Annotated in this window: 11 protein-coding genes; 5 read left to right on the top strand and 6 right to left on the bottom strand. The window is 60.7% G+C overall.

What is annotated here, in order from left to right:
• The first annotated feature begins 13 nt into the window (after positions 1-13).
• Together N1937_RS20440 and N1937_RS20435 are read left to right on the top strand one after the other, a co-directional pair.
• A complete protein-coding gene (locus N1937_RS20440; protein ID WP_260056870.1) occupies positions 14-1,936 on the top strand; it encodes a glycoside hydrolase family 127 protein in 1,923 nt (640 codons plus the stop codon).
• Between the two features lie 23 nt (positions 1,937-1,959).
• Positions 1,960-3,033 carry an ABC transporter ATP-binding protein gene (locus N1937_RS20435; protein WP_222293023.1) on the top strand — a complete coding sequence of 358 codons (1,074 nt, stop codon included), beginning with the start codon at positions 1,960-1,962 and terminating at the stop codon, positions 3,031-3,033.
• A gap of 55 nt (positions 3,034-3,088) precedes the next feature.
• On the opposite strand, the gene dxr is transcribed toward N1937_RS20435, so the two are convergent.
• Positions 3,089-4,279, bottom strand: coding sequence for a 1-deoxy-D-xylulose-5-phosphate reductoisomerase (gene dxr / locus N1937_RS20430; protein ID WP_260056869.1), 1,191 nt, complete (start codon positions 4,277-4,279; stop codon positions 3,089-3,091).
• A 382-nt stretch (positions 4,280-4,661) separates the two neighbouring features.
• On the opposite strand from dxr, the gene N1937_RS20425 reads away from it, so the two are divergent.
• Entirely contained in the window at positions 4,662-5,312 is a 651-nt protein-coding gene (locus N1937_RS20425) for a hypothetical protein (RefSeq protein ID WP_170257084.1), read from the top strand.
• A 63-nt stretch (positions 5,313-5,375) separates the two neighbouring features.
• Complete coding sequence (locus tag N1937_RS20420) at positions 5,376-5,666, top strand: BON domain-containing protein (RefSeq protein ID WP_018448136.1); 291 nt, start codon at positions 5,376-5,378, stop codon at positions 5,664-5,666.
• An 82-nt stretch (positions 5,667-5,748) separates the two neighbouring features.
• On the opposite strand, the gene N1937_RS20415 is transcribed toward N1937_RS20420, so the two are convergent.
• The gene (locus tag N1937_RS20415) at positions 5,749-5,901 is read right to left on the bottom strand and encodes a hypothetical protein (RefSeq protein ID WP_017966311.1); all 153 of its coding nucleotides are present in this window, start codon (positions 5,899-5,901) and stop codon (positions 5,749-5,751) included.
• 129 nt (positions 5,902-6,030) lie between these two features.
• On the bottom strand, positions 6,031-6,273 hold the full coding sequence (locus N1937_RS20410; RefSeq protein ID WP_162116822.1) for a hypothetical protein: 243 nt from the start codon (positions 6,271-6,273) through the stop codon (positions 6,031-6,033).
• Between the two features lie 147 nt (positions 6,274-6,420).
• On the opposite strand from N1937_RS20410, the gene N1937_RS20405 reads away from it, so the two are divergent.
• Positions 6,421-6,939 (top strand): DUF2937 family protein, encoded by a 519-nt coding sequence (locus N1937_RS20405; protein WP_162116821.1) that lies wholly within the window; start codon positions 6,421-6,423, stop codon positions 6,937-6,939.
• Between the two features lie 156 nt (positions 6,940-7,095).
• Here the strand turns inward: N1937_RS20405 and eat are convergent, their stop codons facing one another.
• Genes eat through N1937_RS20390 form a run of 3 tightly spaced genes read right to left on the bottom strand, consistent with a single transcriptional unit; the run spans position 7,096 to position 10,629 of the window.
• Positions 7,096-8,460 carry an ethanolamine permease gene (gene eat / locus N1937_RS20400; protein WP_017966314.1) on the bottom strand — a complete coding sequence of 455 codons (1,365 nt, stop codon included), beginning with the start codon at positions 8,458-8,460 and terminating at the stop codon, positions 7,096-7,098.
• Between the two features lie 28 nt (positions 8,461-8,488).
• Complete coding sequence (gene eutC / locus N1937_RS20395; RefSeq protein ID WP_260056868.1) at positions 8,489-9,235, bottom strand: ethanolamine ammonia-lyase subunit EutC; 747 nt, start codon at positions 9,233-9,235, stop codon at positions 8,489-8,491.
• Entirely contained in the window at positions 9,232-10,629 is a 1,398-nt protein-coding gene (locus N1937_RS20390; protein WP_260056867.1) for an ethanolamine ammonia-lyase subunit EutB, read from the bottom strand. Before N1937_RS20390 ends, eutC begins: the two co-directional genes overlap by 4 nt.
• Positions 10,630-11,651: the final 1,022 nt, after the last annotated feature.

Here is an 11,651-nt window from a genome sequence, read left to right as displayed (position 1 = left end):
GAAAGTGGAGCCCATGACCAAACCAAGCAACGACCGCCAGTTTCGTCCCGTCGCCGTTCCCGATGTGGAGCTCGGCGGGTTCTGGGGCAAGTGGCAGGACGCCGTCTGCAATTCCACCGCCGAGACCTTGCTCGACCGCTGTGTCGAGGCCGGCATGCTCAAGGCGATCGACGTCGATCAGCCGAGTCCCGGGGTCGTCATTCCCATTCAGCCATGGGGCGGGACGACACAGATGTTCTGGGACTCCGACCTCGGCAAGTCGATCGAGACGATTGCCTATTCGCTCTATCGCCGGCCGAACCCGAAGCTGGAAGCGCGTGCCGACGAGATCATCGACATGTATGAGAAGCTGCAGGATGAGGACGGCTATCTGAACGCCTGGTTCCAGCGCGTGCAACCGAACCGCCGCTGGACCAACCTGCGCGACCATCATGAGCTCTATTGCGCCGGCCATCTGATCGAAGCCGCGGTCGCCTATTACCAGGCGACCGGCAAACGCAAGCTGCTCGACATCATGAGCCGCTATGCCGATTATATGATCAAGATTTTCGGGCACGGCGAAGGCCAGATCCCCGGCTATTGCGGCCATGAGGAAGTCGAGCTCGCGCTGGTCAAGCTCGCCCGCGTGACGGGAGAAAAGAAATATCTCGAACTATCGAAATACTTCATCGACGAACGCGGCACCGAACCGCATTTCTTCACCGCCGAGGCAGGCCGCGACGGCCGCGATGTCTCCGAATACCACCAGAAGACCTATGAATATGCGCAGGCGCACCAGCCGGTGCGCGCGCAGACAAAGGTCGTCGGCCACGCCGTGCGCGCCATGTATCTTTATTCGGGCATGGCCGATATCGCCACCGAATACAAGGACGACAGCCTGACGGCGGCGCTGGAAACGCTCTGGGACGATCTGACGACCAAGCAGATGTACATCACCGGCGGCATTGGGCCGGCGGCCTCCAACGAAGGCTTTACCGATTATTTCGATCTGCCGAACGATACCGCCTATGCGGAGACCTGCGCCTCGGTCGGCCTGGTGTTCTGGGCAAGCCGCATGCTCGGCCGCGGGCCGGACCGGCGCTATGCCGATATCATGGAGCAGGCGCTTTACAACGGCGCGCTACCGGGGGTTTCCACGGACGGCAAGACGTTCTTCTATGACAATCCGCTCGAAAGTGCTGGTAAGCACCATCGGTGGAAGTGGCACCATTGCCCCTGCTGCCCGCCGAACATCGCCCGGCTGGTGACCTCGATCGGCTCCTACATGTACGCCGTTTCGGATAACGAGATCGCCGTGCACCTCTATGGCGAAAGCACCGCGCGGCTGAAGCTTGCCAACGGTGCCGAGGTCGAACTCGAGCAGACCACCAACTATCCGTGGGACGGTGCGGTCGCCTTTACCACCAGGCTGGAGAAGCCGGCGCGGTTTGCGCTGTCGCTGCGCATTCCGGACTGGGCCGAAGGCGCAACCCTCAGCGTCAATGGAGAGATGCTCGATCTCAACGCCAATATGCACGACGGATATGCCAGGATCGATCGTGAGTGGGCGGCGGGCGATCGTGTCGCCCTCTACCTGCCGCTGGCGCTTCGGCCGCAATATGCCAACCCGAAGGTGCGCCAGGACGCCGGCCGGGTCGCATTGATGCGCGGGCCGCTGGTCTATTGTCTGGAAACCACGGACAATGGCGAAGACCTCAATGCCATCGTCCTGCCGCGTGAGCTCCCGGCCGCCGAAACCGTCGTGCTGAAGGATCTCAATGATGCCGTCGCCCTCGATCTCAAGGTCGAGCGCGAGGAAACATCGAACTGGGGAACAGCGCTCTACCGCAAGGCGCCGGCCGAAAGGCAGGTCGCCACCGCGCGTTTCGTGCCCTATCATCTCTGGGACAACCGCGCGCCCGGAGAGATGCTCGTCTGGGTCCAGTCGGACAGATAGGTCTTTTGGGGATGTCGAACGGTATGGCTAACAAGAGCGTCGTGCTCCAGGACGTGCGAAAAAGCTATGGCAATCTGCAGGTGGTCCACGGCATCGACCTGACGATCGCGGAGGGCGAATTCGTCGTCTTCGTCGGCCCTTCCGGCTGCGGAAAATCGACGCTTCTGCGCATGATCGCCGGCCTGGAAGACGTGACCGACGGGGAGGTCGAGATCAAGGGACGTGTTGTCACCGATCTCGATCCATCCGAGCGCGGTATCGCCATGGTCTTCCAGTCCTACGCGCTCTATCCGCATATGAGCGTGCGCGACAACCTGGCCTTCGGCTTGAAGATGGCGCGCACCAGTGCCGCCGAGATAGAGACGCGCGTCAAGGCCGCGTCTGCAATCCTGAAGATCGACCATCTTCTCGACCGGCGGCCGGGACAGCTTTCCGGCGGCCAGCGGCAGCGTGTAGCGATCGGCCGAGCGATCGTGCGCAAGCCCGATGTCTTCCTGTTCGACGAACCGCTGTCCAATCTCGATGCGGAACTGCGCGTTTCGATGCGCATCGAGATCGCCCGGCTCCATCGCGAACTCGGCAATACGATGATCTATGTCACGCACGATCAGACGGAGGCGATGACGCTCGCCGACAAGATCGTCGTGCTGCGCGACGGCCGAGTCGAACAGGCCGGAACGCCGCGGGAAATCTACGAGAATCCCTCGAATACCTTCGTGGCGGGCTTCATCGGCTCGCCGAGGATGAATCTGCTGAATGCCCGTTGGGGTGAGGGAGGCATGGTCGAAGTCGCCGGCCGGCAGATCGAAAGCGGCCTGCCGCCGGCAGACAGGCCGGTTGGTGGCGCGGTGACGCTCGGCCTGCGGCCGGAGCATCTGAGGGTGGCCTCCGATCTATCGGGCAGCCTGACGGCCAGGGTCGATTTTTCGGAATATCTCGGCGGGACGCAATATCTCTATTGCCAGCTTGCCGATGGCCAGTCACTCACCGTCGAGCATCGCTCGCCGATCAGCATCGCGGCAGGCGAGCAGGTGAGCCTGCTGTTTGAGCCGTCGGATTGCCGGTTGTTCGATGAGGGCGGCAACCGGTTGCGGTAATGGCGCCGGTCGCGATCACAGGCGGGCGACCACTCGATGATCGGCCGCCCGAACTTCACTCGGCGATCGCGAGTGTCATGAGCTCCGCCGCCCTTTGCCGGGCTTGCCTGTCGGCGGCGAAGACATCGTCCATGCTGGAGGCCGGGGGCAGGCCGGCCAGATCGTCCATGACTCTCTCGGTGATCTCGGCCATCGTCAGGAAAGACAGCCGCCCTTCGATGAAGGCTTCGAGCGCCACTTCCTTGGCGCCGTTCAGCACCGCGCCCTGAACGCCGCCGCGCGTCATCGCCAGGCGAGCGAGCCGCAGCGCCGGAAACCGCGTCTCATCCGGTGCTTCGAAATCCAGCCTGGCGAGCTTGGCGAAATCCAGCCGCTCGACGGGCAGGTTCGGCCGGCGCGGAAAGGACAGGGCATAACCGATGGCAGTGCGCATATCCGGCGCGCCAAGCTGCGCCAGCACCGACCCATCGGTATAGCCGACCATGGAGTGGATGATCGATTGCGGATGGAAGATGACCTCGATCTGTTCGGGTCTGAGACCGAAAAGGTGCCGGGCTTCGATCATCTCCAGCGCCTTGTTGAACATCGAGGCGCTGTCGATCGAGATCTTCAATCCCATCGACCAGTTCGGGTGGGCGCGCGCGGTTTCCACCGTCACATCCGCCATGTCACGCAGTGAGGCGGTGCGGAAGGGGCCACCCGACGCCGTCAGGATGACCCGCTCGACGGCGTGGCGCTGGTTCTCTTCCAGCACCTGGAAAATCGCGTTGTGCTCGCTGTCGACCGGAAGCAGCCTGCCGCCGCCCGCCCGGATCGCTGCGATGAAGAGATCGCCGGCCGATACCAGGCATTCCTTGTTGGCAAGGGCGATATCGGCGCCGCGGCGGGCGGCGGCAAGCGTCGGCGCCAGGCCCGCGGTGCCGACGATTGCCGCCATCACCCAGTCGGCTTCGCAGTCGGCGGCTTCCATCAGGCCGGACTTTCCCGAAGCGACCGCGATGCCGCTGCCGGAAAGTTCGCTCTTCAGCGATTCGTAATGGCGGTCGTTTGCCGTGACCGCCAGCCGCGCGCCGGAGGATTTCGCCTGCCGGGCCAGCAATTCGACATTGCCGTTGCCTGTCAGCACGGAGATTTCGAAGTTCTCCCGTCCGCCCAGGTGATCGACGACATTGAGTGTATTCTGGCCGATCGAACCCGTCGAACCGAAGATGCTGAGGCGCCGCGGCGCGCTTTTGCCGGTTATCATGTGGTATTTCGCGAAAATTTCTCTCGTAGGCTCAGGCTCTACTAGGCTTTGGAGGGGGCGGCAAGTGTGCGGTGCAGCAGATTTCAACCCGCGAGGGGTTTACAGAGCGGCGGTTGGATGTGATCCTTACAACAATCCTCATGGGGATTGGGAGGTTCCGCCGCGGCCGTTCACGGTCGCATGCGCAATCGGGACGCTGCGGCGTCCATTGAAGAACAGGCACGCGGTGCCACAGGCCTTCCGGCCAAAATCAAATCGAGGTTGAAACCGGGATTGGCGGCTTGGCCGCAATCCCCATCGCGTTCGCTGCGAGCGCCTTCATATGTGCCGTCGCGTCGGTTCGGCGCTAGAGCCCTGTGTCAGGTCAAAACGATCGGATTTCATGAAGATACTTAAAACAGCATGCATTCTTTTCGCCATCCTATCCTCGCTCACCGCCGCAGCCAGGGCGGACGACCTGGTGATTTGGTCGCCGGCCAAGCTTTCGGACCGGTCCTACAAGGCGACGATGGGTTTTCGCCTGCCGGCGGAATGGGAAACGAGCGCCGGCGCCGACATCGCGCTGGCCTCGACCAAAAGCGGGGCGCTGCTGCCCGATTCCGAACAGGCAATGCTTTGGGGCCGGATCACCAGGACGAACGTCACCCCGGCAGGCCAGTCACAGCAGGGTGCCAGCGTCAGCGTCGATACGCTGCGCGGCAGCGGCGCGCTGACGCTTAGCCGCTCCCGCAGCTGGATCCTCTCCGATTCGCTCGACATGCAATCGAGCCGGTCCATCAGTGTCCAATATGACGCGGTCGAAGCCCGGCAGGCTTCGGTGACGGCATCGCAGGCCCTGAAGCTGATCCATCCCTGGACGGGAACCTCGCTTTCGGCAGGGACCGGCGTCAGCAATGCCAGCGGCGACTTCTCAAGCACGGTGGGGGTCAGCCAGACCATCCTGCCGAACCTCAATCTCGATGCCTCGGTCAGCAATCCATTTTCGGGGGGTGAGGCAGGCAGCGTCAATCTCCGCTATCGCGTGCAGTGGTAGCGGCGCTGAACCAATCTCCGCCGATCAGCGTTTCCTCCGCAGGTTTTCACGGAGGAACGGATCATGGTTTTCAAGGAGCAGACATTTCACGGGCTCGAACCCGAAATGGAAGCGGAAATCGCCAATCGTGCATCGGTCGAGGCGGCCGTTGCCAATGCGCTTGCGATCGCCGGCGGCATCGATGCCTCTGATGTCGAGGTGACGATGGAGAACGACCAGATCGTGCTGAGCGGCACCGTCGGCACGGTCGGCGAAATCGAACGGGCAACCGCGGTCGCCAAGGCCGTCGAGGGTGTGCATGCGGTGCAGAACCGGATATTGCTTGGCGGATCTTCGCTCGATGGCACGCATTAACGAGATGGCAGGCTGCTCCGAGCCCAGACCTGCCGGCCGAGGACAGTTCAGCATCGCCGCCTATCAGTCGGCACTGAGCTAATCAACCGGCGAAGCGTTCAACGAGGAAGGACGAGCCGGCCAGACGATCCGTCTTCTGCATGGCGCCCGACCCTTGTGGGTGATAGGCAGTGGCAAGCAACACGGCGCTGACGGCGACATAGGCGATGGCCAAAAGAATCATCTTGATACGCATGATGAGTACTCCTGTTTTCGCAATAAACGCGGCTGATATGGTGAAGTTCCTCATCGGCGCGATCAGGGCGCGATCAGATGAAAAGCCCGGCTGGGGAGGATCAGCCGGGCTTTTCCTGCATGGATTGCCTTATCGGCAGATTCGGGTTTCCTTGACGATCGTGTGACCGTGGCGGCGGATTTTTTCCACCCTGGTGAAGCACTCCTCGGAGATGTGGCGCGGCCTCATGTGATGGCGGTAATAGGGCCGGTCCGAATGGCGATAATAGGGACGCGCATCATCCGTGGTGATGGTCACACTTGCCGCCTGGGACGGCATTGCGGAAAAGATGGACGCAGCAGCGAGCGTGCAGGCAAGAATAATCCGTTTCATGACGAGCCTCTCTTTCTGAGTTTGTCAGGAGATCAACTCGCCGGAAGTGCTGTCGGTTCAATCACATAGAGTTACCGATTGTGTCGATGTCAGAAACCTTTTGGGCCGCCGATCGTTAGCGCAAGGGGACAGCCAGAGGCATCGATCATGGGACTGATTGCAAGGATCATCGCCATTCTGGCCGGGCTTGCCGGCGGTACGATTTTTTCGCAGGCGCCGGAATTTGCGCAGCAATACCGCCAGCGGATCGGCGGGGCGATCGACGAATTGCGCGTCATCGTCGAGGATTTCAACCGCCAAGCCGCCGAGCACCATCTCGATCGCCAGCAGGCGCTGAGCGCCTATGCCCAATCATCCGACGATTTCCTGCGCGACCGCGGCGTCTCGATGCAGAGCACGATCTCGCGCTACGAAACGCTGCAGTCGCAGCAACTCCACCTCGGCACCGCCGCACCCGTCGCCAGGCCTTTCATCCTGCTGGGAAATGCGGATGACGTCGTTTTCGCCAATACTTGGCGCGACTTCGTGCCTGGCGTGCCCGTCAGTTTTGCCGGTCTCGTCTGGGGCGCGATTGGATTTATCGGAGGTTGGGCCGTGGCGGCGCTATTGGGATTGGGTGCGCGGCGCGTCACGAGGACGCGGCGATTCCATCGTCAGGTGCGGTGAACTAATCTACGGCGAACGCGGCCCTGGCCCCGGAACGGGATGATATCAGTCAAGCTTTGCGCTGGAATAACCCCCGCCAAACTTCGGCGGGGGCATCGATGTTGATCGGAAGCGGTTCGTGCATCGCCTTTCCGGTGATCGGGCCAGAGAGCCTTATTACGTGGACGCTGCCGCTTCCTTGATGATGCCACCTGAAAGCAAACGCCAAATGCCGAATGCCACGACGCCCATCGCGAGGAAGATCACAAAGATCAGGAAGTTGTAGTAGATCATCGCCGCCAGCGCGACGAGGGCGAGCCCGAGGGCAATGGCTGGGACCACGGGATAACCCCAGGCCCTGAAGGGGCGGGCGAGTTCAGGTTCGGCCTGGCGCAGCTTGAACAGCGATGCCATCGAGACGATGTACATGATGATCGCGCCGAACACCGACATGGTGACAATATTGGCGGTCAGCGGCAAACCACCGATCTGGATCAGGCTGTCGGAAAAGATGGCTGCGATGCCGACGGCGCCACCTGCAAGGACTGCGAGATAAGGCGTGCGGAATTTCGGATGGATTTTTGCAAGGACTTCCGGGAGGTAGCCGGCGCGGCCCAGCGCAAAAATCTGCCTGGAATAGCCCATGATGATGCCGTGAAAGGAAGCAATCAGGCCGAACAGGCCGATCCAGACCAGCATATGCAGCCAACCGGAGGATTCGCCCACGACCGCCTTCATCGCCTGCGGTAGCGGATCGTTGATGTTGGACAGCGTGCGCCAGTCGCCGACGCCACCGGCGAAGATCATGGTGCCGAAGGCGAGGAAGACGAGTGTCAGAATACCCGCAATATAGGCAATGGGAACGGTGCGGGTGGGGTTCTTGGTTTCCTCAGCCGCCATCGCCGCGCCTTCGATCGCCAGGAAAAACCAGATGGCAAATGGAATGGCGGCAAAGATGCCTCCAATGGCACCGACCGAGAATTCAGGGGCGCCAGCCCAGCCATTGGCCGCGAAATTGGCAAAAGAGAAGCCCGGCGCGACGACACCCATAAAGATCAGCAGTTCGGCAATCGCCAGAATGGTGATGAAGAGTTCGAAGGTTGCCGCGATGGTAACTCCGACGATATTGAGCGCCATGAAAATGATATATGCGCCGACAGCCGCCACTTTCGGATCGAGCCCCGGGAACTGCACATTGAGATAGGCGCCGATGGCCAGCGCGATGGCCGGAGGGGCGAAGACGAATTCAACCAATGTCGCAAAGCCCGCAACGAAGCCGCCGAGCGGGCCGAAAGCCCTGAGCGCATAGGCAAAAGGGCCGCCGGCATGTGGAATGGCTGTCGTCAATTCCGTGAAGGAAAAGATAAATGTGGTGTACATCACGGCGATCAGGATCGTGGTGATCAAGAAGCCGAGTGTGCCGGCAGCCGCCCAGCCATAGCTCCAGCCGAAATATTCGCCCGAGATGACGAGGCCGACGGCAAGTCCCCATAAATGCAGCCCGGTCAGGCTTTTGGCGAGCGTCGGTTGAGGATTTGACATGATTGTTCCCCTTTTTTGCAGATGAACTTTATGCTTCTTGGTGTGGCAGCGCTTCTATGGCGCCTTCGGCATTTTCCTTGAGATCGACACCGGTCAGCTGCAGGCGAAGCGCCTCCCGAACGATCCAAACGATCTTGTCCGCTGCGACCTCGTAGCTGAGCCCGTCGGCATGAATATTCGAAATGCAGTTGCGCTCACTGTCGCGCCGTCCCGATTGCGGGCGGAACGTGATGTAGGCACCGAGACTGTCAGGCACGCTTAATCCCGGCCTCTCGCCGATCAGCACGATGGCAACTTCCGCACCAAACGCTGCCGCTGCCTCATCGCCAAATGCCACCCGCGCCTGCTCGCCCAATATCACGGGGGCGACGCTGAAGTCGCCGAGGCGCTTAATGCATGCCTTAAACAGCGGCACCGCGTGGTGCTCGACCGCCGAGGCTGAAAGCCCATCTGCAATGATGAAGGCGATATCATAACGATCGCCTGGGCCTGGCAGATCGGCTGCATTGGTCTGACGGCCGAGATCCGGGCGCGCCAGATAGATCGTGCGGTCTTTGGCGCGAGAGCGAATGCGGACCGTAGCCATGGGCGCAAGCTGCTTGGCAAGGGCGACAAAATCCACTTGACCATGCACGGCGTCCCGCGCCCGGGCATGGGCGAGCTGGAAGTCGAGAATTGCCGATGTCGGCAAGGCGTCGCCCGCCCTGCCAAGCCCGATCCGGGCGCGTGTGGCATTGCGGAATCGCGCAAACGGATCTCGTTCGAAGGGAGTCATGCCGATGCCCTGTAGCTCAAGAGATTGCGGGAGAAGGCGCCCGAGGCGCTGGCCGGCGCAAGACGACCCGTGTGATCAAGCATGCCCATGCGATGGAGCCAGGCTTCAAATTCCGGGGCGGGCGGACGATTGAACTGGTGTCTGAGGCCGACAATATCGTGGTAGGAAAGGCTCTGATAATTGAGCATGACGTCGTCGGCGCCGGGCACCGCGATGAGGAAGCTGACGCCCGCGACAGTCAGCAGCACCATCAGATTATCCATATCGTCCTGGTCGGCTTCCGCATGGTTCGTGTAGCAAACGTCGACCCCCATCGGCACACCAAGCAGTTTGCCGCAGAAATGATCTTCGAGCCCGGCGCGGATAATTTGCTTGGCGTCGAACAGATATTCCGGGCCAATGAAGCCGACCACCGTATTGACGAGCAACGGATTGAGTTCACGTGCAACGGCATAGGCCCGCGCCTCCACCGTCTGTTCGTCGACACCATGATGGGCGTCGGCCGAGAGAGCGCTGCCCTGGCCGGTCTCCAGATACATCACATTGTTTCCGACCGTTCCGCGCTTCATGGAAAGTGCTGCCTGCTGGCCTTCCCTAAGGACGGCCAGATCGACGCCGAAACCCTTGTTGGCGGCCTCAGAGCCGGCGATTGACTGGAACACCAGATCGAGCGGCGCGCCGGCCTCGATTGCCTTGATCGACGTGGTGACATGGGTCAACACGCAGGATTGGGTCGGGATTTCGAACCGTTCGCGCAGCCGGTCGAAAAGAACCATCAATCTTGTGCAGGCCTCGAGATTGTCGGTCGCCGGGTTGATGCCGATCACCGCATCGCCGATCCCATAGAGAAGTCCGTCGAGCGTCGAGCCGGCGACGCCTTCAGGATCATCGGTGGGATGATTGGGCTGAAGACGGCTCGACAGTCGGCCAGGCAGACCGATCGTGGAACGAAAGCCAGTGACCACCCTGCATTTGCCTGCGACGGTGATCAGATCATGGTTGCGCATGATCTTGGAGACCGCCGCAACCATTTCGGGGGTGAGGCCCGGTGCAATGGCAAGCAATTTTTCGGAGGTCGCATCATAAGAGAGAAGCCAATCGCGAAATTCACCGACCGTCATGTGAGATACCGACGCGAATGCCATCCAATCATGGCGGTCGACGATCAGCCGACTGACCTCGTCGGTCTCGTATGGGATGACGAGGTCCTCCAGGAAAGTTTTGAGAGGCATATCCGCGAGCAGGTAGCGGGCGGCCACCCGCCGCTCGTTGCTCGACGCTGCGATCCCGGCCAGCACGTCACCTGACTTCAGCGGCGAAGCGCAAGCCAATATCGATTTCAGATCCTGAAAGACATGGCGTTCGCGTCCTAGAACGATCGAATATGTTGTCATCTGCTCCTGGCCGTCGACCGGTCTATTCCAAATGTCCGAGAACTCGTCCGATTTTTGTGGACATTCGCTGGCTTCCGCCGAGCAGTTTTGCTCGGCCCCATACCAAGCAACGCAAGAAGCGTGCCATTCTTACGGGCTAAGATGCCGAGGCGGCCACGCCGGAGGCTTCGCATCGCTGGACCATGACCGCTTACGCGGCGCGGCTATCGCAGAGACTGCTTTCAATTTAGGGTGGGTTCGCTTGGGTGGTTGTATCCACTTTACGAAACGTGCTCCGATGTGCGCAGATTTGCGCCCGGCTCGACACTGATTGCGCAAATATTCGTTGATCGTCCTGATCCAGTGGTTCTGGCCCGAGTGCTTTTTCGGCGGGCGGTCTGCGCTGAGACGCGCGATCGTCCATTTTGAGCGAACTGACCGTGGATCGGCGCCGATGTTGAAAAACTAGCCAGTTGAACGAGTCTAATCGATCGCCAATTTCTTCGTCCCAAGAGCTCGGTCGTGCGGCCTCAGTGCGACAATCGGCCTCGCTATTGCCGATCAAAGGCTGGTTTCTCATGACATCATTATTGCGTTCTTGCATGTCTGCAGGAACGTGCGTTCTGTCGAGGGAGATAAGCATCTGATTGACTGGTGATCCCGGCGCGATTCGAACGCGCGACCCCCAGATTAGGAATCTGGTGCTCGTTTAAGACCGATTAAGAATTTACCGGTCTTTACTGCTTTCTGAAGGGTAGCCTTGTTTCGTCTCGGCCGAAAGCGCTTTCTATAGCGGCTGATGACCCATGCCTCATTACTAGGGTCTAATCAGCCGCTATATAAGAAAGCAAAAAAAGAAGTCGGCCAAAGGCCGTCCGATAGCCGCAGGCCAAGGCCCCGCGCAGCGGCTTTGACACTGGTATCAACCGTCTAATGGTGCCGCGCCGTAAAAGGATAAGTGCTCGCCCTGCCGCAAGATTGCATGCGGCAAAAAGAGCGGCTGATCGATGCCGACTTGAGCTTTGGGTCCGACTTAGGGTCGC

Source organism: Rhizobium sp. WSM4643 (assembly GCF_025152745.1).
Lineage (GTDB): Bacteria > Pseudomonadota > Alphaproteobacteria > Rhizobiales > Rhizobiaceae > Rhizobium > Rhizobium leguminosarum_I.
The sequence above is the reverse complement of the archived record's forward strand: the minus strand, read 5'-3'. Positions and strand labels throughout refer to the sequence as shown.

Excerpts from the sequence above, each read along its gene's own strand:
- N1937_RS20425 (WP_170257084.1), top strand. The coding sequence starts at position 4,662 with ATGAAGATACTTAAAACAGCATGCATTCTTTTCGCCATCCTATCCTCG.
- N1937_RS20405 (WP_162116821.1), top strand. The coding sequence starts at position 6,421 with ATGGGACTGATTGCAAGGATCATCGCCATTCTGGCCGGGCTTGCCGGC.
- N1937_RS20410 (WP_162116822.1), bottom strand. The coding sequence starts at position 6,273 with ATGAAACGGATTATTCTTGCCTGCACGCTCGCTGCTGCGTCCATCTTT.
- N1937_RS20435 (WP_222293023.1), top strand. The coding sequence starts at position 1,960 with ATGGCTAACAAGAGCGTCGTGCTCCAGGACGTGCGAAAAAGCTATGGC.
- eat (WP_017966314.1), bottom strand. The coding sequence starts at position 8,460 with ATGTCAAATCCTCAACCGACGCTCGCCAAAAGCCTGACCGGGCTGCAT.
- dxr (WP_260056869.1), bottom strand. The coding sequence starts at position 4,279 with ATGATAACCGGCAAAAGCGCGCCGCGGCGCCTCAGCATCTTCGGTTCG.
- N1937_RS20420 (WP_018448136.1), top strand. The coding sequence starts at position 5,376 with ATGGTTTTCAAGGAGCAGACATTTCACGGGCTCGAACCCGAAATGGAA.
- eutC (WP_260056868.1), bottom strand. The coding sequence starts at position 9,235 with ATGACTCCCTTCGAACGAGATCCGTTTGCGCGATTCCGCAATGCCACA.
- N1937_RS20415 (WP_017966311.1), bottom strand. The coding sequence starts at position 5,901 with ATGCGTATCAAGATGATTCTTTTGGCCATCGCCTATGTCGCCGTCAGC.
- N1937_RS20390 (WP_260056867.1), bottom strand. The coding sequence starts at position 10,629 with ATGACAACATATTCGATCGTTCTAGGACGCGAACGCCATGTCTTTCAG.
- N1937_RS20440 (WP_260056870.1), top strand. The coding sequence starts at position 14 with ATGACCAAACCAAGCAACGACCGCCAGTTTCGTCCCGTCGCCGTTCCC.